Origin of the sequence: Roseomonas sp. GC11, from assembly GCF_024437745.1 — a bacterium.
Lineage (GTDB): Bacteria > Pseudomonadota > Alphaproteobacteria > Acetobacterales > Acetobacteraceae > Pseudoroseomonas.
Map to the genome: position 1 here is coordinate 1 of NZ_JANFNY010000008.1, position 22,195 is coordinate 22,195.

A 22,195-nucleotide genomic window follows, 5' to 3' on the forward strand; every position below is an offset into this window, starting at 1 on the left:
CCTCGGCGGGGGCCGCCGGTTGCGGCGCGGCACCCGCCGCCCGCTGCCGCGCCACGAGCCAGAGCAGCAGCGGCGTGCCCAGCAGCGTCGCCAGACTGCCGGCGGGCGCGGAAGGGCCAAGCAGGGCGAGCAGGCCCTGATCCGTCAGCGCCAGCAGCCCGGCGCCGGCCAGCGCGCTCCAGCTCAGGCGCTGCCCTGGGCGCCGCGCTCCGGCCATCCGGGCCAGGGCCGGGGCGATCAGGCCAATGCCCCCCAGGGCACCGAGTTCCGCCGTCACCAGCCCCGCCAGCAGCATGGCCAGGAGCAACCCGACGAGGCGCAGCCGCGCGGGAGAAAGGCCGGCGGAGCGTGCCCCCTCCGCCCCCAGTTCCAGCAGCGCCAGCGGCCGTGGCAGCAGGGCCACCAGCGGCAGCAGCGCCAGCACCGGCAGCCCGAGCCGCGCCACCCCGCGCCAGCCATTTTGCGCCAGCAGCCCGGCCTGGGTGGCGCTGAGTTCCAGAAGGGCCTCGAACTGCACCAAGAGCAGGGCCTTGTTGGCCGCCTCCAGCGCGAGGGTGACGACCAGCCCGGCGAGAATCACCGCCAGCGGGGCGAAGCCCTGCCGCCGCGCCAGCAGCAGCACCAGACCGACCGCCATCGCCCCGCCGCCGAGCGCGACCGGCCAGGGGCCGAAGGCCAGCAGCCCCGGCGCCCAGAGCGTCGCCCCCACCAGCGCGAAGCGCGCCCCGGCGAAAAGGCCCAGCGTGCCCGGCTCGGCCAGAGGGTTGCGCAGCACCTGCTGGAACACTGCCCCGGCGAGGCCGAGCACCGCCCCTGCCAGCAGCGCCATGGCGAGGCGTGGCAGCGCCGCCTGCCAGAACAGCAGCCCCGCCAGGGCATCGCCCTGCCCGGCGCGACCGAGGAGGGAGAGGGCCTGCGGCAGCGCCAGCAGCAGCGCCAGCAGCACGGGCAGGCCCAGGAGTGACAGACCCAGGAGTGACAGGTCGGGGAATGACGGGCCGGGGAGCGGCCGGGCCAGGGGCAGGCGCCGTTCAGCCATGCGGGCTCTCCCCCACGGCGCGGGGCAGAGCCTCCGCCAGTGCCCCGGCGAAGCGGCGGGCCGAGACGAGGCCGCCATTCGGATAGACCACCGGCAGGGCCAGCACCCTCCTGGCCAGCAGCGCCGGCAGGTGAGGCCAGAGCGCGCCCTCGGCGAGGCGGGCCAGGGCGCGCCCCGTCTCGGCCCCGCGGTCGAAATGCACCAGCCAGGCTTCCGGCATGGCGAAGAGGCTCTCCAGCCCTGCCACGGCCACACCCGCGGCATTGCCGCGCCCTGGCCAGGCATTGCGCAGCCCGAGCGCCTGCAGGACATGGCCCAGCATACTGTTGCCACCGAACAGGGCGATGTTGCGGCCATCCTCCAGCAGCCTGGCCAGAAAAACCGGCCGCCCGGCGCAGGGGGCGAGGCGCGCCCGTGCTGAGGCCAGGGCGGCGGCGAAGCGGGCTTCCTCGGCCGCTGCCTCGGCCTCCCGTCCCGCCAGGGCGGCGATGCGGCGCAGCAGCAGGGTGGCGAGGCCAGTGGCATCGCCCTCCGGCGCGAGGGTGGGCAGCCAGAGCACCGGCGCCACCTGCCCGAGGCGCGCCAGTGAGGCGCGCAGCCCGGAGGGGGCCAGGATGGCATCCGGCGCCAGTGCGGCCAGGAATTCCAGGTTCGGCTCCTGCGCCGGGCCAAGATCGGGCAGGCCGGCGGGAGGGGCGGGCTCCGCCACCAGCCGCCGGTAGAGCGGCAGATTGGCCAGCGCCGCCGGGCGCAGCTCCAGGGTGAGCAGGCACTCCGCATGCAGCAGGTCGAGCGCCACCAGCCGGGGCGGGGCCGCCGCCCACGCCATCCCGCTTCCTGCACCCAGGGCTGGCAGCGCCAGGGCTGCCGCCCGCAGGAGCTTCCTGCGCCGCAGGTTCGTCTGTCCCGGCCTCACCCGGAGGCGCCTCACCAGCGGTAGCTGAGCGTGGCGAGCCAGCTGCGCGGCGCGCCATAGCGGCAGCCCGTGCTGGTGCCCGAGCAGGTGAAATACTTCTCGCCCGTCAGGTTGGCGACATTGAGAGAGAGCGCGGCGCCCGGCAGCTGCGGCAGCAGGTCGCCGAGTTCATAGCGCGCCATGGCGTTGACCAGCGTATAGGCCGGCACATCGCCGCTATAGCCGGGGATATTGTCCTCGCCGAAATACCGCAGGCCGCCACCCAGCGTCAGACCCTGCGCGCCGAGGCGGTCCATCCTGTAGGTGGCCCAGAGCGCGGCGGTGTTGAGTGGCATGAGGCCGACGCGCTGGCCCACCTCCTCCGGCAGCGCGCTCTTGCGGATGCGGGCATCGGTATAGGCATAGCTCGCCACCAGCCCGAGCGGCCCGAACTGCCCGCGCGCCTCCAGCTCCAGCCCGCGCGAACGCACCTTGCCGTATTGCAGGCTGTTGCCGGCGGCATCCGTCGTCAGCGCATTGGTCTGGGTCAGCTCATAGACGGCGGAGGAGAAGAGCAGCTCCGTCCCTGGCGGCTGGTAGCGCAGCCCCGCCTCGTATTGCGTGCTGTGCGAGGGATCGAGCGGATTGCCATTGGCATCCACCGCGATGACCTGGGCGAAGGACTGGCTGAAGCTCACATAGGGCGCGAAGCCGCTGTCGAAGAGATAGACGGCGCCGGCGCGGCTCGTCACCGCGCTGTCATTCTGCTTCACGTCGCTGCCGCTGCGGTAGACATGCGTCAGGCGGTTGGCCTCGTCATAGCGCAGGCCGAGGGAGAGCACGAGCCGGTCGATCCGCGCCTGGTCCTGGAGATAGGCGCCATATTGCTCGCCCGTGGTGCGCGAGCCCCGGTCGACGCTGCGGTTCACCACGGGGGTGCTGCCATAGACGGGGTCGTAGATACTCAGGCTGGTGGCGCTGCCCTGGTAGCGGTGCGAGCTGTAGAGGGCATGGAAATAATCGATGCCGGCGAGCAGCGTATGCTGGACCGGGCCGGTGGCGAAGCGCGTCTCCAGCGAATTGTCGAGGGTGATGCTGCTGGACTGTTCATCGCGCACGCTCACGCCACGGCTGAGGCGGCCATTGGCCGCGAGGCTGCCATAGGTGAGGTAGTCCCACGCCCCGGTGGAGGAGAAGCCGCGCGCGCTGCTGCGCCAGGTGACCGCATCGCTCAGGCGGCGCTCCAGCGTGTAGCCGAGGCTATAGGCCTCGACCTCGAACTTGTCGAAGCCCGGCTCGCCGATGAAGCGGTCCCGCGGCATGGTGCCGGCGCTGAGCACGGCATAGGGCATGGGCGGTGCGAATTGCGTCGAGGTGCGCTGGTAGCTGGCGAGCAGCGTCAGCGCCGTCTCGGCATCCGGCTTCCAGGTGATGGCGGGGGCGATATAGACGCGGTCATCCCGCACATGGTCCACCCAGTTCTGGCCATCGCGCCACAGGCCGGTCAGCCGGTAGAGCAGGGTGCCATCCTCGTTGAGGCGGCCACTGGTGTCACCTGAGACCTGGGCGCGGCCCTGGCTGCCGGCGCTGAGATTGACCTCGCTGAAGGGCGCCTCGGTCGGCCGCTTGCTGAGGCTGTTGACGAGGCCGCCGGGGGCGAGCTGGCCATAGAGCACCGAGGCCGCGCCGCGCACCACCTCGATGCGCTCCAGCCCGTAAGGCTCCTGCGCCATGGCATAGACATTGGGGGCGAGGCGCAGCCCGTCGCGCATCATGCCGCTATAGGCATCGGCGACGTTGAAGCCGCGGATCATGAAGTCATCCACCGCCCGGCTGAAGGTGGAGGATTGCGAGGTGACGCCCGGCGTATAGGCCAGCGCATCGCTGAGGCTGGAACTGGCCGTGTCGCGCATCTGGTCGCGCGGGACGACGGAGAGGGATTGCGGCGTTTCCACCAGCGGCGTGTCTCCGCGCATGGCGGAGGCGCCGAGCGTGGCGAGATAGCCCTGGACGGGATCGGTGGCGCGTGGCGTGGCGGCGGCCACGCTGACCTCGGGCAGGGTGGTCTCGGCGGAGGAGGCAGGGGGGGCGGGCAGGGGCTGTAGCATCACCACCCCGCTCTCTCCCCCACGGGCGGCAAGGCCGGTGCCGGCGAGCAGGCGGTGCAGCGCGGCCGCGCGGCTCATCCGCCCCGTCACCCCCGGCGAGGCGCGCCCTTCGAGCAGGCTGGCCTCAGCCGAGAACTGCCACCCCGCCTGCCGCCCGAACAGCGCCAGCGCCGAGGCCAGGGGTTGCGGGGCAATGGCGAAGTCGAGCGCTTCCGCCGCGGCGGTGGCGGGCGGCTGCTGCGCCCGGGCGCCGGGCGAGGCCGGGGCGGGCGCGAGCAGGGCGAGGGCGGTGCTGGCCAGCAGCCAGGCCAGGCGGCCGATCCGGGGATGGGGCATGGAGGGGGTCGGTCCTTGTCGTGACAGCCATTGCGGCGCCGTCGCATGGAAGGCATTGCGACGCACTCGCAGTCAGGGTGTCAGACGAGGCCATGCGGCGGGTTTTTCAGAAATTCCGCATTCGTGATGAAAAACGGGCCGTATGAAAAAATTGGCCGGGGCCATGCTCAGGCGGCCTCGACCAGATAGAGCAGTGGCGAGAGCCGCCGCACCATACCCCCCACCGGCGCCACCATGGCCCGCAGCGCCCGCTCAGGCTCGCGCGGATCATACAACCCGGTGAGGCGGCGCTGCCCCAGGGTCGCATCCCGCAGCAGCACCCAGCCGTGATGATAGCGCCCGATCAGGTCGATGGCGTCGGACAGGCTGGTATCCTGCAGGAAGAGCGGGCCATCGCGCCAGGTGGCGATGCTGGCCGGGGCCTGCCGCCCGCGCTGCCAGCTGCAGGCCCCGGGCGCGAGCCGGAGGCTCTCCCCCGCCGCGAGTTCCTGGCGCAGGGCCGGGGAAGGCCGGTCATCCTCCAGCGTGACCTGCCCGCGCTGCACCGCGACCTGAAAGCCGCCGCCGAGCAGTTGCAGGTCGACATCCGCCCCCGGCACGCGCAGCCGCGTGCCCTGGGCCAGCACCAGCAGGGGTTGTGCCGGGGCGGTGGCGGCTTCCAGGAAGGCGCCGCCCTCCAGCACCTCCAGCAACCGCCGCTCCGGCCCGAAATCCAGCCGCAGCGCGCTGCGTGGCGCCAGGGCGATCCGGCTGCCATCCGGCAGAGTGGCGTTGCGCTGTTCGCCGGTGCCGGTGCTGAGATCGGCCTGCCACGCCCGCCGCAGACCGGGGGCGAGCAGGGGCAGGGCGATGCCGGCGGCCAGGGCCGGCCAGAGCGCGCGGCGGGCCAGGGCCACCGGAGCCACCGCACGGGCCGGCTGCCGGGCGTGCGGCAGGCTTTGCTGCTGGGGCCCCACGGCGCCGAGGCCGTGCCAGAGGTGGGCCGCCCGTGTCCAGGCGGCGGCATGGGCGGGGGCAGCGGCCAGCCACGCCGCATGAGCCCGGCGCAGGCCCGCATCATGCGGGGCCTCGCGCAGGCGCAGCAGCCAGTCCAGTGCCTCTTCCAGCGCCGGGTCTGCGGCGGGGCCGGTCATGGCGCGGCATCCGGCAGGGCGGCGGCAAGACGCAAGAGGGCATCCTTCACAAGGCGATGGGCCGTCGGCACCGACACGCCGAGGCGGGCGGCGATCTCCTCCAGCCGATAACCGCCAAAGCGGTGCATTTCGAGCGCGATGCGGCTTTGTTCGGGCAATTCCGCGAGATGCGCAGCCAGATGCCGCAGGCTCTGGCGCAGGGCGGCCTCCTCCTCCGGCGTGGGGGGCGGGGCGGGGTGCAACCAGTCCTCGGGCTGCTCGCGGTGGCGCTGGTCGGCCAGATGCCGCCGCCCCCGGTCCCAGACCAGGTTGCGCACGATGCGGAAGAGATAGGCGAGGGGGCGGCGGATCTCCGCCGTGCTGGCCTCGGCCGGCAGGCGGAAATAGGCGTCCTGCAGCACATCCTCCGCGCTGCTGCGATCCCCGGTCAGGGCGGCGGCATAGTCGAGCAGCCGCGGCTGATGCCGCAGATACAGCTCAAGGGGGCTGTGGTCGGGCAAACCGGCACCTGCGCTGCGGCTGACTGATATTGATACTTATTATCACTTTATGAAACCCGACGGCAAGAGGCGCAGGCCAAGCCTGGCCCCGGGGCCATGCCGCTGGGCCATGTGGCTTGCAGGCACCTCAAAATTGATATTAAGAATCATTCGCGATTTATCGGAGCGCCGCATGCCCCTTCTCGACATCCAGGACCTCACCGTCCGCTTCGATACCGGCGAAGGCACGGTCCATGCCGTCAACGGGGTCACCTACAGCCTGGAGGAGGGCGAGACCCTGGGCGTCGTGGGCGAAAGCGGCAGCGGCAAGAGCGTGCATGTGCTGAGCCTGCTCGGGCTGATCCCGCGGCCGCCGGGGCGCATCGCCGGCGGCCGCGCGCTCTTCCGGGGGCGCGACCTCCTGGCCATGTCCGAGCCGGAACTGCGCGCCATCCGTGGCGCGGAGATCGGCATCATCTTCCAGGACCCGATGACCGCGCTGAACCCCGTGCTGCGCGTCAGCACGCAGATCGTCGAGGCCCTGGTCTGCCACCGCCGCATGAGCCGCGCTGCCGCGCTGCGCCGCGCCGTGGAGCTGCTCGACCTCGTCGGCATCCCCGAGCCGCACCGGCGCGTCACGCAATACCCGCATGAATTCTCCGGCGGCATGCGGCAGCGGGTGATGATCGCCATCGGCATCGCCTGCGAGCCGAAGCTGCTGATCGCCGATGAGCCGACCACGGCCCTCGACGTCACCGTCCAGGCCCAGGTGCTGGAACTGATGCGCGACCTCAAGAAGCGCCTGGGCATGGCGATGATCTGGATCACCCACGACATGGGCGTGGTCGCCGGCATCGCCGATACCGTGCAGGTCATGTATGGCGGGCGCATCCAGGAGCGCGGCCCGACCCGCGCCGTCTTCCACGATACGCGCAGCGCCTATACCTGGGGCCTGCTGCGCTCCCTGCCGGATCACGGGCAGGCGCCGGAGCCGGATGCCGAAGGGCGGCGGCCACGCCTGCTGCAGATCGGCGGCCAGCCGCCCGATCTCTTCCAGACCCCCAAGGGCGACCCTTTCGCCCCCCGCAACCCCTGGGCCACCGAGCGCTGCCAGCAGGAGGTCCCGCCGCTGGTGCAGGCCCCCGGCGGGGCGCCCGGCCACATGGTCGCCGCCTGGTATGACCTGCGCGCGGCGAAGGAGAAGGCAGCATGAGCAGCACCGGGACACCCCTCCTCGCGGTCGAGGGCCTGACGCGGGATTTCGTGACACGGCGCGGCCTCTTCGGCCAGCCGGTGCAGGTGATGCGCGCGGTGGACAATGTCGCCTTCGACATCCAGGCCGGCGAGACGCTCGGCCTTGTCGGCGAGTCCGGCTCGGGCAAGAGCACCACGGGCCGCATGGTGCTGCGGCTCGACGATCCCAGCGCCGGCAGCATCCGCTTCGAGGGGCAGGACATCACCCGCCTCGGCGGCGCCGGCCTCGCCGCGGTGCGGCGACGCATGCAGGTGGTGTTCCAGGACCCTTACTCCTCGCTCAACCCGCGCATGCGGGTGGGGGAAAGCGTGGGGGAGCCGCTGCGCACCCATGGCCTCGTCGCCGGCAAGGGCGAGCAGCGGGACCGCGTGGCCGCGCTCTTCACCCAGGTTGGCCTCGACCCGCGCTTCATGGACCGCTTCCCGCACCAGTTCTCGGGCGGCCAGCGCCAGCGCATCGGCATAGCCCGCGCCATCGCGCTGGGGCCGAAGCTGATCGTGGCGGATGAGCCGATCACCGCCCTCGATGTCTCGATCCAGGCGCAGATCATCAATCTCTTCCTGGATCTGCAGGAGCAGATGGGCATGGCTTATCTGTTCATCGCTCATGACCTCGGCATGGTGCGCTATCTCTGCCACCGCGTCGCCGTCATGCTGCGCGGACGGATCGTGGAAATGGGGCCGACGGCGCAGGTCTTCGGCGATCCGCGCCACCCCTATACCCGCGCCCTGCTCTCCGCCGCGCCGATCCCGGACCCGGACCGCGAGTTGCAGCGCCAGCGCATTGCCTACGAGATCGTGCCGCCGCCGCCCGGCGCGGTGATGCAGGAAGTCACCCAGGGCCATTGGGTCATGGCCGCCTGAGCGGCGGCTTGAAGGCGCTGGTTGATGACGCTGGTCTGAGGGGGCCTTGCCCCCTCAGCCATCTCCCGCCCCCTCTCAGTGGAGGCAGGTGGAGGGCGCCGGACCTTCCCAGGCCCGCAGCGCGCGGAAGCCATGCCGGCGCAGCGCCGCCGAACCGCGCGGCAGGTGCAGCCCCGCCTGGTGCAGCAGCGCCACCAGCATCCCCGCATGCTGCGCGATGGCCAGCGCATCGCGCGGCGCCGCCATCCCCAGCAGCACGGCCACCGCATCCTCCTGCCGCCCCTCCTGCTGCAGGGCGAGCAGATCGACGAGGTCAAGCTCATCGGCGCTGAGGTTGGGATGACAGACGCAGTTGACGTCGATCATCCGCGTGGCGCCCTGGTTGAGGGCCAGCATCATCGCGTCCAGCACGGCGGCGCCCTCCGGAATGCCGAGATCGGCATAGAGGGCGGCGATTTCCTGGCCCGTGGCGATGCCCCGGCTCAGCCCGATCGCCCAGGCGCGCATGCTCCACAGCAGGGCGCCCTCCAGCGGCGAAAGCGCCGCGCAGAGGTTGGGCTGGTCCCCGTCGGCCCCAGGAGCTGGCGCGGTGGCGGCATTCCGGTGGGTCATCTCCATGGCGGCTTTCCTTTCCCTGCGGCACGAGGCGGAGATTATCGCTATTGATAATCATTCTCAATAACCCATCCTGCATCCCGCGAGGGCACAGAAAGAGGGCAGGGCGCGCAGAAAACACACATCCCGCCGCGGCGGGCGGGCGATACGGCAAAATCTTTTTCGGCCCGTGACCCGGCTGGCATTTGCTGCCCCTCCAGGCCCCGTTAGAGTCCTGCCTCTGGCGCACCAAACCGTTACGCCGATCAAGGGAAGCCATTCGAATGCCGTTGCTTGCCGAGCCCGTCGCCGACGACGCCACCCTGCCGCAGGAGGTGGATGTCGCCATCATCGGTGGCGGCATCGCCGGGGTCACGGCCGCCTATTTCCTCGCCAAGGCCGGGCAGCGTGTCGCGGTGCTGGAAAAGGGCGTGATCGCCGGGGAGCAATCCAGCCGCAACTGGGGCTGGTGCCGCGTGCAGAACCGTGACGAGCGTGAAATCCCGCTGATGCTGAAGAGCATGGCGCTGTGGGAGAGCCTGCCAGCCGAGGCGGGCATCGATGTCGGCTTCCGCCGCACCGGGCTGATCTATGCCACCAGCAGCCGGCAGGACATGGAGAACTGGCGCACATGGCTGGATATGGCCCGCGCCTACCAGGTCCATAGCCGCCTGCTGACGGCCGAGGAGGCCCGCGCCATGACCCCGGGCCATAGCGGCGCGGATCAGTGGATCGGCGGCGTGCATTCCCCGAATGATGGCATGGCAACGCCGAGCCGGGCGGCCCCCGCCATCGCCGGGGCGGCGCGCGCCCTGGGCGCCACGCTGCATCAGCGCTGCGCGGTGCGCGGGCTGGATATCCAGGGTGGGCGCATCGCCGGTGTCATCACCGAGCGCGGCACCGTCCGCGCGGGCTCGGTGCTGCTGGCCGGTGGCGCCTGGTCCTCGCTCTTCCTCAAGCGCCATGGCATCGACCTGCCGCAATCCAGCATCCGCTCCACCGTCTTCGCCACGGAGCCGGCGGCGGAAGTGACACCGGGCGGCCTCTACACGCCGGAAATCACCATCGGCCGGCGCGAGGATGGCAGCTACATCATCGCCGCCAGCAACCGCGGCGATATCGAGATCACGCCGCAGGGCATCCGCTACGCGCTCAAATTCTGGCCCACCCTGGTGGCGCGCCGGAAGATGGTGCGCTTTGCCATCGGCGAGTCGTTCTTCCGGGGGCCGCAGGCGTTGATGCGCCCCTGGCGCATGGACCGGCCCACCATCTTCGAGGCTGATGACATGCGCATCCTCGACCCGACGCCGAAGGAGAGCATCGTCGCCCCGGCGTTGCGCCAGCTTGGCATCTCCTTCCCGGCCCTCCAGGGCGTGAAGCGGGGGAAGCTGTGGGGCGGCTGGATCGACTCCACGCCGGACGCCGTGCCCGTCATCTCTTCGGTGCAGGCGATGCCGGGGCTGTTCCTCTCCACCGGCTATAGTGGCCATGGCTTCGGCATCGGGCCCGGCGCCGGGCATCTGGCGGCCGATCTCATCCTCGGCCGCGCGCCGATCGTCGACCCGACGCCCTTCCGCTATGAGCGACTGGTGGATGGCTCGCCGATCCAGAAGCCGGGAATGATGTAAAAACAAGAAAGGGTTCTTTTTTGTAAAAAAGAACCAAAAAACTTTTCTCAGTTTGGTGTCCCGCCTCAGGCCGTGGGGCGCCAAACTGAAAGAGTCTTTTTGCTTCTTTTTCTTCAGAAAAAGAAGATTAGACCCTTCTGGTCTGCGAGGGCATCTCGCCAAACCGTGCCCGGTATTCCTGGCTGAAGCGCCCGGGATGGCCGAAGCCGCAGGCAGCGGCCACCTCGGCCACACTGCCTCCCTCGCCGCACCGGAGTTTCTCCCGCGCCATGTCCAGCCGCACCTGCCGCAGATAGCGGATGGGGCTGGTTTCCCGGAAACGCGCGAAGCCCTCCAGCAGGGTCCGCACCGGCACGCCCGCGGCGGTGGCGATGCGCTGGAGGTCGAGTTCTTCCGTGGCATGGGCGTGGATGAAGCGTTCCGCCCGCACCACCATGGCCGGTGCGGCTCCACGGGCCGGGGGGGCCTCCACCGCGCGGCGAGGCAGGCCGGCCAGCAACAGGCTGATGAGCAGTTGCTCATACTCCGCCCCGATACGTGGCTGGTCGCGGGCCAGTTCCGCCAGTCCCTCCTCCTGCATCAGCAGGCGCAGCAGGCCGAGGGCAGGGGCCAGGGCCGGGCGTGCCAGGTCGATCTGCGGCGCCAGGGCCAGGGTGCCCTCGCCATGGTGGCGCGCCAGGGCCGCACGATCGAGGCGGACAAAGAACTGCTCGCAATCGGCGGAGAAGCTGGCCTCGAAGCTCTGGCCGGGGGCGCAGGCGAAACCGTGGCGCTCATCCAGGCGGATCTCGTCACCGCCGCGCAGCCGCACGACGCCACTCCCCCGCGGGCAGAGGATGAGGAGGTGATAGCCCGCCATTTCGGGCACCCGCACCCCCATGGCGCCCCCGTAGCGCAGCGCCCCGAAGCCCAGCCCGGCCATGCGGACGAAGCTCATGCGGGAAACGCCATCCTGCGCCACGCCCTGCGGCAGCAGGTGGTGGGGCGCCAGGACGCGCGTGATGCGCTCCCGCGTCTCGTCCAGGTCGTGCGATTCGAAATAGCGCCAGGCGCGCAGCAGGGGCGCGGGGGCAAGCGTGCTCGCCAGGGGCGTCGCCATCGTGCGGGGCCTCGTCCATGCGTCGTGTCTTTTATTCCGCACAGCTTATGCAAGTGGCACGCCATGGCCAGCCCTATCCGCCGGCGGCGGGTGGGCGGCGCCCTGTCCGGTTTCCGCAACAAATTGCGCCGGCATGGCGGAAGGCCCTTGCCGGCCTGCCTGCCCCACCGGCCCAATGCGGCAACGGAGAGGGACTTCACGCATGCTCAGACGAACCGTCCTCGGTGCCGCCGCCCTGCCGCTGCTCGGTGGGCTGGCGCGCCCCGCCCTGGCGCAGAACGCCCCGGTCAAGGTTGCCTTTCTCGGCACCCTGTCCGGGCCGGCCGCCAGCCTCGGCAACCAGCTGCGCGATGGCTGGCTGACCGGTGTGAAGCACCTGGAAGGCAGGCTCGGCGGCCGCCCCGTCGAGACCCTGGTGCTCGATGACGAGCTGAAGCCCGATGTGGCCCTGACGAAGATCCGCGCCGCGCTGGAGCGGGACAAGGTGGATTTCGTCGTTGGCGTGGTGTTCAGCAACATGCTCCAGGCGATCTTCCGCCCGGTGACGGAGAGCGAGACCGTCCTGATCACCACCAATGCCGGGCCTTCGACCTATGCCGGGCGCGGCTGCAACCCCTTCATGTTCACCACCGCCTACCAGAACGACCAGCCGCACGCGACCATGGGGCAGGTGGCGCAGGAGGAGGGCTACAAGCGCGTCTTCATCCTCGTTCCCAACTACCAGGCGGGCAAGGACGCCGTGAACGGCTTCAAGAGCCGCTTCAAGGGCGAGGTGGTGGACGAGGTCTATGTCCCGCTCAACCAGCTCGACTTCTCGGCCGAGGTGGCGCGCATCGCGGCGTTGAAGCCGGATGCCATCTTCACCTTCATGCCCGGCGGGCTCGGGGTGAATCTGGTGCGGCAATACCGGCAGGCGGGGCTGGCCAATATCCCCTTCCTCTCCACCTTCACGGTGGACGAGGCGACGCTGCCGGCACAGCAGGATGCGGCGCTGGGCTTCTTCACCGCCGCCACCTGGGCGCCGGACTTCCCGGGCGAGGCCAGCCAGCGTTTCGTGCGTGATTTCGAAGCGGCCTATAACTACGTCCCCGGCAATTACGCCGCGCAATCCTATGACGCCGCGCTGCTGATCGACTCCGCCCTGAAGGCCACGGGTGGCCGCACCAGCGACAAGCCCGCCCTGCGCGCCGCGCTGGAAAAGGCGGATTTCCCCTCCCTGCGCGGGCGCTTCGCCTTCGGCCGCAACCACTATCCGGTGCAGGATTTCTGGCTCTGCAAGGTGGTGAAGCGTCCGGACGGGAAATTCGCCACGGCAACGGTGCGCAAGGTGCTGGAGAACGACACCGATCCCTATGCCGGCGAATGCCGGTTCCGCGGGTGATGTCCGGCCTCTTCCTGGTCCAGCTGCTGAATGGCGTGCAACTCGGCGTGCTGCTTTTCCTGGTGGCCGCCGGGCTGACGCTGGTCTTCGGCGTCATGCACTTCATCAACCTGGCGCATGGCGTGCAGTACATGCTGGGCGCCTATCTCGCCGCCTCGCTCGGCATCTGGACGGGCAGCTTCTGGCTCGGCCTGCTGCTGGCGCTGCCACTCTCGCTGGCGGCGGGGCTGCTGCTGGAATTCCTCGTCTTCCGCCATCTCTATGACCGTGACCATCTGAGCCAGGTGCTGGCCACCTTCGGCGTCATCCTCTTCCTGGACGAGGCGGTGCGCGCCCTCTGGGGCAGCGCGCCGCTGCCGGTGCCGCAGCCAGAGGGGCTGGGCAGCATCGTGCTGATGCCGGGGCTGCTCTACCCGGTCTACCGGCTGGTCATCATCGGCGCCGGGCTGGGGGTGGGGCTGCTGCTGTGGCTGCTGGTGGAGCGCACGCGCATGGGCATGCTGGTGCGCGCCGGGGCGAGCAATGCGCCGATGGTCTCGGCGCTTGGCGTCGATATCCGCCGCCTCTTCACCATCGTCTTTGGCTTCGGGGCGATGCTGGCGGGCTTTGGCGGCGCGCTGGCCGGGCCGGTCTTCGCCGTGGTGCCGCGAATGGGGGATACGGTGCTGATCCTCGCCTTCGTCGTCATCGTCATCGGTGGCATCGGCTCCATCCGGGGCGCTTTCCTGGCGGCTTTGCTGGTCGGGCTGGTCGATACGCTGGGCAAGGCCATGCTGCCGGACTTGCTGCGGCTGGTGCTTGATGCCGCCCCGGCGCGGCAGGCGGGGGCGGCGCTGGCCTCCATGCTGGTCTATCTGCTGATGGCGGGCATCCTCGCCTTCCGCCCGGCCGGCCTGTTCGGGGGCGTGCGGGCATGACCGCCCTGCTGCGCCGGCAGGCGCTGCCGCTCGCCCTGCTGCTGGCGCTGGCCCTGGTGCCGGTGCTCGGCGTGCAGGATGGCTTCTCGCTCGGGCTGCTGGCACGGGCGATGATCCTGGGCATCGCTGCCACCAGCCTCTCGCTGCTGGTCGGCGGCGCGGGGCTGGCCAGCCTGGGCCATGCGGCGGCACTCGGCATCGGCGCCTATGCCGTGGCCACGCTCGACCTGCTTGGCATCACGGAGGGCGCCGTCGTCTTCCCCGCCGCCATCCTGGCGGCTGCCCTTTATGCGCTGCTGACGGGCCTTGTCTCGCTGCGCACAGGGGGCGTGCATTTCATCATGATCACCCTGGCCTTCGGGCAGATGGTCTATTTCGCCACCTCCTCGCTCTCCGCCCTGGGCGGGGATGATGGCTATACCCTCTATGGCCGCACGGAATTCCTGGGCGCGCGGCTGCTGGAGGGGCGGCTGCCCTTCCATTACCTCTGCCTGGGGCTGGCCGCCGCCACCTGGCTGTTCTGCTCCATGCTGCTGGAGAGCCGCTTCGGCCGGGTGCTGCGCGCGGCGAAGGAAGAGCCGATGCGGGTGCGCGCGCTCGGCCTGTCCCCTTACCCGTATCGCCTTGTGGCCATGACCATCGCCGGGGCGCTGGCCGGGCTGGCCGGGGCGCTGATGGCGAATGCCATGGAATTCGTCTCTCCGGCGATACTCTCCTGGCCGCGTTCGGCGGACCTCCTGTTCATGGTGATCCTGGGCGGGGTGGGGCATCTGCATGGCGCCCTGCTCGGTGCCCTGGCACTGGTGCTGGCGGAGGAGGTGCTCTCCCATCTCTGGGACCACTGGCGGCTGCTCTTCGGCCCGCTGCTGATCCTGGCGGTGATCTTCCTGCGCGGCGGGCTGGCGGGGCTGCCGGCGCTGCTCGCCCAGAAGCTTGTCCAGACTCTGGACCGGAGGGCACGGTGATGGCGCCCCTCCTCGAACTGCGCGGCCTGAGCAAGAGCTTCGGCGCCCTGGCGGTGACGCGCGGCGTCTCGCTGGCGGTGGCACCGGGCGAGATCCATGCGGTGATCGGCCCCAATGGCGCGGGCAAGACGACGCTGATCCACCAGATCAGCGGCACGCTGCGCCCTGATGCCGGGCAGGTGCTGTTCCGCGGCCAGGATGTGACGGCGCTGGACCTGCCGGCGCGGGCGCGGCTCGGCTTGGCGCGCAGCTTCCAGATCACCTGCATCATCCCCGGCTTTACCGCCCTGGCCAATGTGGCGCTGGCGGTGCAGGCGCGCAGCGGCTCCTCTTTCCGCTTCTTCCGCCGCGCCGAGGCGGAGGAGGCACTGAACGCCCCCGCCCGCGCGGCGCTGGAACGCGTCGGCCTCGGCCATCGCGCCGGGGCGGTGGCGGGCACGCTCTCGCATGGCGAGAAGCGGCAGCTGGAACTGGCTATCGCGCTCGCCTCCGCCCCCAGCCTGCTGCTGCTGGACGAGCCATTGGCCGGGGCCGGGCCGGAGGAGACGGCGCGCCTCGTCGCGCTGCTGCGCGCCCTGCGCGGCGATTACGCCATCCTGCTGGTCGAGCACGACATGCAGGCCGTCTTCGCCCTGGCGGACCGCATTTCCGTGCTGGTCTATGGTCAGCTCATCGCCAGCGGCACGCCGGAGGAGATCCGTGCCCATCCCGAGGTGCGCGCCGCCTATCTCGGCGAGGACGAGCTGGCATGATGCTGGAGATCGACAGCCTGCGCGCCGGCTATGGCGAGACAATGGTGCTGCACGGTTTTTCTCTCGCTGTCGCCCAGGGCGAAGTCCTGGCGCTGCTTGGCCGCAACGGCATGGGCAAGACGACGAGTCTGCGCGCCCTGCTCGGGCTGCTGCCCAGCCGGGGCGGGGGGCGCCGCTTCCGCGGTCATGACCTCGCGGGGATGAAGCCGCACCAGGTGGCGCAGCTCGGCATTGGCCTGGTGCCGGAGGGGCGGCAGATCTTCCCGACGCTGACGGTGGAGGAAAACCTCGTCGCCACGGCGGCGCTGCGGGCCGGGGCGCGCTGGTCACTGGCGGAGGTCTATGCGTTGTTCCCCCGCCTGCGCGAGCGGCGACGCAACCTCGGCAGCCGCCTCTCGGGCGGCGAGCAGCAGATGCTGGCCATCGGCCGCGCGCTGATGACCAACCCCCACCTGCTGGTGCTGGATGAGGCAACGGAAGGGCTGGCCCCGGTGATCCGGGCGGAGATCTGGTCCGTCCTCGCCACGCTGAAGCGGGAGGGGCTGTCCATCCTGCTGGTGGACAAGAATCTCGGCGCGGTGCTCCGCCTCGCGGACCGCGCCGTGGTGATCGAGAAGGGCCGCGACGTCTGGTCGGGCACGAGCGCCGCGCTCGCTGCCGCGCCGGAACTGCGCGAGGCCTATCTGCATGTGTGAGACAAGGGAGACAACGCGATGACGATACCGGTCAATGACGCGGGCATTACCCCCGCCGGGGAAGGCATTGGCGGGGTGGTCTGGAACATCCTGGGCCAGACCTACAAGCCGGTGCAGCATACCGAGCATTCCTTCGCCTTCGACACGCTCTTCCCCCCCGGCACCTTCGTGCCGCCGCATGCGCATCCGGACCAGGACGAGTTCATCCGCGTGCTGGAGGGCGAGTTCGACATCTGGCTGAACGGCTCGGAGGCCAAGGCGAAGGCGGGGGACCTGATCCGCATGCCGATGGGCTCGCAGCACGGCATCTTCAACCGCTCCGCCCTGCCGGTGCGCGCCCTGTTCTGGGTGGCGCCGTCGCGGCAGCTCTACACGCTGTTCACGCGCCTGCACAACCTGGCCGACCCGGCCGAGGTCGTGCGCGTCGCCGCCGAGCACAATATCCACTTCCTGCCGCCGCCGGCCTGAGCTGCCAGCCTGGGCCGCCAGGCCTGGGCCGCCAGCCTGGGCCGCCAGCCTGGGCCGGGGGGGGGCATGCCGGGCGTGGCCTCCCGCCCGGTTGTCCCGCCTGCCTTCCCCCGTGTTCCGAGCCCGTTTTTCCGGTGAGGCCATCCTGCCTGCCAGGGAGATGTGACCATGCGTGTCCTGATCGCCGGGGGAGGCATTGGCGGCCTGACCCTGGCCCTGATGCTGCACCAGCGCGGCATCGGCTGCGCTCTCTTCGAGGCCGCGGCCGAGGTGCGGCCGCTTGGCGTCGGCATCAACGCCCTGCCGCACTGCATCCGCGAACTGGCGGCGCTGGGTCTGCTGCCGCAGCTGGATGCCATCGGCATCCGCACCCGCCGGCTGACCTATGCCAACCATCTTGGCCAGACCATCTGGTCCGAGCCGCGCGGGATGCATGGCGGGCACGATGTGCCGCAATTCTCCATCCATCGCGGCCGCTTGCAGGCGATGCTGTGGGAGGAGGCCGCGCGGCGCCTGGGCAGGGAGGCGATCCGGCCCGGCCAGCGCCTCACCGCCGTCACGCAGGAGGGCGAGGCTGTGACCGTCCGCCTCACCGCCGCCGATGGCACGGAAAGCCTGGAGCGCGGGGACGTGCTGGTCGGCGCCGATGGCATCCATTCGGCGCTGCGTGCCCTGCTGCATCCGCAGGACCCTGGCATCCGCTGGAACGGCATCCAGATGTGGCGCGGCGCGGTGGAGTGGCCCGCCTTCGAGGGCGGGGATGCCATGGTGGTGGCGGGGGATGGGGTGGCCAAGCTCGTGCTCTACCCCATCGCGCCGGGGCTGACGCCGGAGACGCGGCTGACCAACTGGGTGATCTATGCCCGCACCGCAGAACCCGGCGCCCCTCTGCCGGCGCGCGAAAGCTGGTCCCGCCGCGGGCGCTACGAGGATTTCGCGGCCTTCGCCGGCCGCCTGAACCTGCCCTTCATCGCGGTGGAGGCGCTGATCCGCGCCACGCCGGATATTTTTGAGTATCCGATGTGCGACCGCGACCCGCTGCCCTTCTGGACCCAGGGGCGCGTCACCCTGCTCGGCGACGCGGCGCATGCGATGTATCCGGTGGGTTCCAATGGCGCCTCCCAGGCCATCCTGGATGCGCGCTGCCTGGCTGACCTGCTGGAGCGCCACCCGGCGCCCGAGGCCCTGGCGCGCTACGAGGCGGAGCGCCTGCCGGCCACGGCGGCCATCATCCGCTCCAACCGCACCGGCGGGCCGGAACGGGTGATCGACCTGCTGGCCGAACGCGCCCCGGCGGGCTTCACGCGGCTGGAGGATGTGATCGACCCGCGCGAGGTGGCGGAGGTGGCGCAGGGCTATGCCCGGCTGGCCGGCTTCGCCGTGGCGTCCTCCCCCGGCTGAGAGGCAGCGGGGGGAAGGAGGGGGCAGGAAGGAGAGGACGGGGAGGGAAGAGAAGGGCCCTGGCCAGCGGCGCCCGCGCCGCCTAATCCTGGCCCGATGGCAAGGCACGCCCCGCCGCCCCCGTGGCGCGCCTTGCGGCTTCCTGCCTCGAAAGGCCCGTTCTCCGCCATGGATCGCCGTTCCTTCCTGCTGGGGGCCAGCTCGGCCGCCGCCTTCTTCAGCTACAATTCCTGGCGCGCGGCCTATGCCGAGACGCCGAAGAGCGTGCTGGTCGTGGCGCAGCAGCTCGACAACGTCACCAGCCTCGACCCGCATGAAAGCTTCGAGGCGGTGGCGGGCGAGATCGCCAACAACATGTATCAGCGGCTGGTGCGGCCGCATCCCGAGCGGCCGGAGGAATTGCTGGGCGACCTCGCCGAGCGCTGGGAGGTGATGCCGGGCGGCGGGCTGCGCTTCACCCTGCGGGCGGATGCCCGCTTCGCCTCCGGCGCCCCGGTGACGGCGGAGGATGCCGCCTTCTCCCTGGCGCGCGCCGTGACGATGAACAAGGCCCCGGCCTTCATCCTCACCCAGTTCGGCTTCACGCGGGAGAATGCGGCGGCGCGCCTGCGCGCCCGCGATGCCCGCACCCTGGAGGTGGAGCCGGTGGGGCAGCATTCCCCGGCCTTCCTGCTCTATTGCCTCTCCGCCAATGTCGGCAGCATTGTCGAGAAGGCGGCGCTGCTGGCCCATGCCCAGGGGGATGATCTTGGCAATGGCTGGCTGCGGCAGAATTCGGCGGGCTCCGGCCCCTGGGCGCTGCGCAGCTGGAAGCCGAGCGAGAGCGCCATCCTGGAGGCCACGCCGCAGCGCGGGGCGGGGGGCATCCGCCGCATCATCCTGCGCCATGTCGTCGATCCCTCGACCCAGCTGCTGATGCTGCGCACGGGGGATGTGGACATCGCGCGCAACCTCACCACCGAGCAGATCAAGGCACTCCAGGGCCAGCCCGGCTTCGAGCTGCTGCGCCGGCAGAATGCCACGCTGATGCTGCTGCAGATGAACGTGGCGCATCCCGCCTTGTCCAAGGTGGCGGTGCGGCAGGCGATCAAATGGGCCATCGATTATGAGTCGATCCAGGCCAATCTCGCGGCGCTGACGCACCAGGTGCACCAGAGCTTCCTGCCGCGCGGTTTTCCCGGCGCCGTGACGGAAACGACCTTCCGCAAGGATCCCGCCCGGGCGCGCGCCCTGCTGGCCGAGGCCGGGCTGGCCGATGGCTTCGAGATCACGCTGGATCACTACAACGCCCAGCCCTACCCGGACATCGCCCAGGCGCTGCAGGCGGACCTCGCCGCCATCGGCATCCGGCTGCGGATGCTGCCCGGCGAGAACCGGCAGGTGCTGACCAAGACGCGCTCCCGCCAGCACGAGATGGCGCTCACCGCCTGGGGGGCGGATTATTTCGACCCGAACACCAATGCGGAAGCCTTCTGCGTCAATGCCGATAACGGGCCGGAGGCGCGCGCCCGCACCCTGGCCTGGCGCAACAACTGGCAGGATGCGGCGATGACGGAGCGCTCCCTGGCCGCCCTGGCGGAGACGGACGGCACCCGCCGCCTCGCTCTCTACGAGGCGCTCCAGCGCGACCATATGCAGGCCAGCCCCTTCGCCTTCCTGCTCCAGGGCACCACCACCGCCGCCTGCCGCAAGGGAGTGGAGGGGGTGCGCCTCGCCACCATGGCGAATGACAACTCCTATGCCGAGGTGCGCAAGCCCTGAGGCCGTGCTCCCGCCGGCGGTCCCCCACCGCCGGCGGGCGCGCCCCTCTCCGGGGCGGCGGGCCTATTCGGCCGCCGCCTGCCGGGAGAAGGCATTCGCCGGCCGCGGCAGGCCCAGATTCTCGCGCAGCGTCGGCCCGTCATAGTCTGTCCTGGCCAGGCCGCGCCGGCGCAGGATGGGCAGCACATCCTCGACGAAGCGCTCGAACTGCGTCGGGAAGAAGGGCGGCATGATGTTGAAGCCATCCGCCGCCCCGGCCCGGAACCAGCTTTCCAGCGCATCGGCGATCTGCTCGGGCCTGCCCCAGACGATGCGGTGCCCGCGCGCCCCGGCCACCAGATAATACAGCTCCCGCAGCGTCAGATTCTGCGTGCGGGCGAGGTCGGTCAGCAGTCTGGCGCGGCTCTGGAGCTGGTCGCTCTCCGGCAGGTCGGGCAGGGGGCCATCGAGGTCGAAGCCGCTGATGTCGTGCCCCAGCCGGTCGGACAGCAGGCGGATCGCCGCCGCCGGGTCGATCCCGCCCTGAAGCTCGGCATAGAGGGCGCGGGCCTCGGCCTCCGTGCCGCCGATCACCGGGCAGACACCGGGCAGGACCAGAAGGTGGTCCGGGTCGCGGCCAAAGGCGCGGGCCTGCTGCTTCAGCCCCTGGGTGAAGGCACGGCCCTCCTCCAGCGTCTGCTGCGCGGTGAAGACCATGTCCGCCGTGCGCGCCGCCAGCCGCTGCCCCGGCGCCGAGGAGCCCGCCTGGATGACGACGGGGTGCCCCTGCGGCGGCCGCGAGACGTTGAGCGGCCCCTTCACCGAGAAATACCGCCCCGCATGGTCGAGCGTGCGCAGCGCGCCGGGGCGGATGAAATGCCCGCTGGCCTTGTCCTGGATGATGGCGCCGTCGTCGAAGCTGTCCCACAGCCCGCGCACCACCTGGAGGAATTCCTCGGCGATCGCGTAGCGCTCATCATGCGCCGGGTGCTCGCCGCGCGAGAAATTCGCCGCCGAGCGGGCATAGGAGGTGGTCACCGCATTCCACGCCGCCCGCCCGCCCGAGACATGGTCAAGCGAGGCGAAGACGCGCGCGACGTGGAAAGGCTCGCTGTAGGTCGTCGAGGCGGTGGCGGCGAGGCCGATCTGCCGCGTCACCATCGCCAGGGCCGAGAGCAGCACCAGCGGCTCGATCCGCGCGATGGTGGAGGGGTGGGCATCCGCCCCCGTCGTCAGCCCGTCGGCGAGGAAGAGGAGATCGAATTTTCCCGCCTCGGCGGTGGCGGCGATGCGGCGGAGCAGGGGCAGGTTCTCACCGCCCGATTCCGCCTCCGGGTGCCGCCAGCCCGCCACGTGGTGGCCCGCTCCCTGCAGGAACAGGCCAAGGCGCATCGGCACCGGGCGCATCGGCTGCTTGCTCATGCGCGTCTCCTCCTCAGTCCAGCACCAGATTGGTGCTCTCGCGCAGCCGCGTCCACTTGGTGATCTCGCGCTCCAGCTGCTGCGCCAGTTCCTCCGGCGTGCCGCCGACGAACTCCACCCCCTCCTCGGCGAAGCGGCGGCGCAGCTCTTCCCCAGCGATGGCACGGTTGAGGGCGTCATTGAGGCGCCGCACCACCCCGGCCGGCGTACCGGCGGGGGCGTAGAGGCCGTTCCAGCTTGTCACCTCGAAGCCCGGCACCCGCTCGGCCACCGCGGGCACCCCGGGCAGGATGGGCGAGCGCGTGGCGCCGGAGACGGCGATGGCGCGCACCTGCCCGCCCCTGAGCATCGGCAGTGCCTCCAGCGTCTGGGCGAAGGAGGCGTGCACCCGCCCGCTGGTGATGTCGAGCGCCGCCGCCGCGCCGCCCTTGTAGGGCACGGAGGTGATCGCGAGGCCCGCCTGCTGGGCCAGCAGGTCGCCGGCGAGGCGCGGCGCCGTGACGGCACCCGAATTGGCGAGGGTCAGCTGGCCCGGATGCCGCTTCGCCCAGGCGATCAGCCCTTCGAGATCCTCCACCGGCAGGGACGGGCCGGCCACCAGAACATAGGGCAGCGTCGCCACGCGCCCGACAGGCAGCAGCGCCTGGCGCGGATCGCCCGGCGGCAGGGCAGGCTGGAAGACCGGGTTGATGGACAGCGCCGGTGTGCCGAGCAGCAGCGTGTGCCCGTCCGGCTCGGCGCGGGCGACAAGGGCGCTGGCGATCGAGGTCGAGCCACCGGCGCGGTTGTCCACCAGCACCGGCGTGCCCAGCAGGGGCGCCAGCCGCTCGGCCAGGGCGCGGGCGATGATGTCCACCCCGCCGCCGGGCGGGAAGGGGACAACCAGCGTCACCGGGCGGGAGCCGAAGGCGGCGGCGCGTGCCACGCGCGGCGCGGCCATGCCCAGCGCGAGGCCACAGCCCAGGGCCGAGAGCAGGCAACGGCGGGGGAAGGGCGGAAGCGGGGCAGGCGGCATGGCGGCGCTT

The 22,195-nt window shown here is 71.0% G+C and carries 20 protein-coding genes; 11 read left to right on the top strand and 9 right to left on the bottom strand.

Annotation, left to right across the window (positions count from 1 at the left end; all coding sequences use genetic code 11):
* From NON00_RS04055 to NON00_RS04075, 5 genes are all read right to left on the bottom strand, one after another.
* Window positions 1–1,039, bottom strand: a 1,039-nt coding sequence (locus tag NON00_RS04055) for an iron chelate uptake ABC transporter family permease subunit (RefSeq protein ID WP_256017806.1), incomplete at its 3' end; no start/stop codon positions are given.
* A complete protein-coding gene (locus tag NON00_RS04060; protein ID WP_256017807.1) occupies window positions 1,032–1,868 on the bottom strand; it encodes an ABC transporter substrate-binding protein in 837 nt (278 codons plus the stop codon). The genes NON00_RS04055 and NON00_RS04060, both read right to left, overlap by 8 nt.
* Window positions 1,869–1,966: 98 nt before the next feature.
* Window positions 1,967–4,378: a TonB-dependent siderophore receptor gene (locus NON00_RS04065; RefSeq protein ID WP_256017808.1), complete on the bottom strand. Its 2,412-nt coding sequence runs from the start codon at window positions 4,376–4,378 to the stop codon at window positions 1,967–1,969.
* Between the two features lie 167 nt (window positions 4,379–4,545).
* Window positions 4,546–5,511: a FecR family protein gene (locus NON00_RS04070; RefSeq protein ID WP_256017809.1), complete on the bottom strand. Its 966-nt coding sequence runs from the start codon at window positions 5,509–5,511 to the stop codon at window positions 4,546–4,548.
* Window positions 5,508–6,011, bottom strand: a complete 504-nt coding sequence (locus tag NON00_RS04075) for a sigma-70 family RNA polymerase sigma factor (RefSeq protein WP_256017810.1) — start codon at window positions 6,009–6,011, stop codon at window positions 5,508–5,510. Before NON00_RS04075 ends, NON00_RS04070 begins: the two co-directional genes overlap by 4 nt.
* Window positions 6,012–6,183: 172 nt before the next feature.
* Between NON00_RS04075 and NON00_RS04080 the strand changes: the two genes are divergently transcribed.
* Window positions 6,184–7,203 carry an ABC transporter ATP-binding protein gene (locus NON00_RS04080; protein WP_256017811.1) on the top strand — a complete coding sequence of 340 codons (1,020 nt, stop codon included), beginning with the start codon at window positions 6,184–6,186 and terminating at the stop codon, window positions 7,201–7,203.
* Window positions 7,200–8,108: an ABC transporter ATP-binding protein gene (locus tag NON00_RS04085; RefSeq protein WP_256017812.1), complete on the top strand. Its 909-nt coding sequence runs from the start codon at window positions 7,200–7,202 to the stop codon at window positions 8,106–8,108. The genes NON00_RS04080 and NON00_RS04085 overlap by 4 nt, the downstream gene beginning before the upstream one ends.
* A gap of 75 nt (window positions 8,109–8,183) precedes the next feature.
* On the opposite strand, the gene NON00_RS04090 is transcribed toward NON00_RS04085, so the two are convergent.
* On the bottom strand, window positions 8,184–8,726 hold the full coding sequence (locus tag NON00_RS04090; RefSeq protein WP_256017813.1) for a hypothetical protein: 543 nt from the start codon (window positions 8,724–8,726) through the stop codon (window positions 8,184–8,186).
* Window positions 8,727–8,986: 260 nt separating this feature from the next.
* Between NON00_RS04090 and NON00_RS04095 the strand changes: the two genes are divergently transcribed.
* Window positions 8,987–10,330: an FAD-binding oxidoreductase gene (locus NON00_RS04095; protein ID WP_256017814.1), complete on the top strand. Its 1,344-nt coding sequence runs from the start codon at window positions 8,987–8,989 to the stop codon at window positions 10,328–10,330.
* 127 nt (window positions 10,331–10,457) lie between these two features.
* Here NON00_RS04095 and NON00_RS04100 read toward each other — a convergent pair whose 3' ends face one another.
* Window positions 10,458–11,429 carry an AraC family transcriptional regulator gene (locus NON00_RS04100; protein ID WP_256017815.1) on the bottom strand — a complete coding sequence of 324 codons (972 nt, stop codon included), beginning with the start codon at window positions 11,427–11,429 and terminating at the stop codon, window positions 10,458–10,460.
* A 202-nt stretch (window positions 11,430–11,631) separates the two neighbouring features.
* Between NON00_RS04100 and NON00_RS04105 the strand changes: the two genes are divergently transcribed.
* From NON00_RS04105 to NON00_RS04140, 8 genes are all read left to right on the top strand, one after another.
* Window positions 11,632–12,810 carry an ABC transporter substrate-binding protein gene (locus NON00_RS04105; RefSeq protein WP_256017816.1) on the top strand — a complete coding sequence of 393 codons (1,179 nt, stop codon included), beginning with the start codon at window positions 11,632–11,634 and terminating at the stop codon, window positions 12,808–12,810.
* Complete coding sequence (locus NON00_RS04110) at window positions 12,810–13,727, top strand: branched-chain amino acid ABC transporter permease (RefSeq protein ID WP_256017817.1); 918 nt, start codon at window positions 12,810–12,812, stop codon at window positions 13,725–13,727. Before NON00_RS04105 ends, NON00_RS04110 begins: the two co-directional genes overlap by 1 nt.
* A complete protein-coding gene (locus tag NON00_RS04115; protein WP_256017818.1) occupies window positions 13,724–14,692 on the top strand; it encodes a branched-chain amino acid ABC transporter permease in 969 nt (322 codons plus the stop codon). The genes NON00_RS04110 and NON00_RS04115 overlap by 4 nt, the downstream gene beginning before the upstream one ends.
* Window positions 14,692–15,444, top strand: coding sequence for an ABC transporter ATP-binding protein (locus NON00_RS04120; RefSeq protein ID WP_256017819.1), 753 nt, complete (start codon window positions 14,692–14,694; stop codon window positions 15,442–15,444). Before NON00_RS04115 ends, NON00_RS04120 begins: the two co-directional genes overlap by 1 nt.
* A complete protein-coding gene (locus NON00_RS04125) occupies window positions 15,444–16,139 on the top strand; it encodes an ABC transporter ATP-binding protein (RefSeq protein ID WP_256017875.1) in 696 nt (231 codons plus the stop codon). The genes NON00_RS04120 and NON00_RS04125 overlap by 1 nt, the downstream gene beginning before the upstream one ends.
* A gap of 18 nt (window positions 16,140–16,157) precedes the next feature.
* Entirely contained in the window at window positions 16,158–16,607 is a 450-nt protein-coding gene (locus NON00_RS04130; protein ID WP_256017820.1) for a cupin domain-containing protein, read from the top strand.
* Between the two features lie 168 nt (window positions 16,608–16,775).
* Window positions 16,776–18,008, top strand: coding sequence for a flavin-dependent oxidoreductase (locus NON00_RS04135; RefSeq protein ID WP_256017821.1), 1,233 nt, complete (start codon window positions 16,776–16,778; stop codon window positions 18,006–18,008).
* 168 nt (window positions 18,009–18,176) lie between these two features.
* Complete coding sequence (locus tag NON00_RS04140; protein ID WP_256017822.1) at window positions 18,177–19,769, top strand: ABC transporter substrate-binding protein; 1,593 nt, start codon at window positions 18,177–18,179, stop codon at window positions 19,767–19,769.
* Between the two features lie 63 nt (window positions 19,770–19,832).
* Here the strand turns inward: NON00_RS04140 and NON00_RS04145 are convergent, their stop codons facing one another.
* Window positions 19,833–21,170, bottom strand: a complete 1,338-nt coding sequence (locus tag NON00_RS04145; RefSeq protein WP_256017823.1) for an LLM class flavin-dependent oxidoreductase — start codon at window positions 21,168–21,170, stop codon at window positions 19,833–19,835.
* 13 nt (window positions 21,171–21,183) lie between these two features.
* The gene (locus NON00_RS04150) at window positions 21,184–22,185 is read right to left on the bottom strand and encodes a tripartite tricarboxylate transporter substrate-binding protein (protein WP_256017824.1); all 1,002 of its coding nucleotides are present in this window, start codon (window positions 22,183–22,185) and stop codon (window positions 21,184–21,186) included.
* Window positions 22,186–22,195 lie beyond the last annotated feature (10 nt).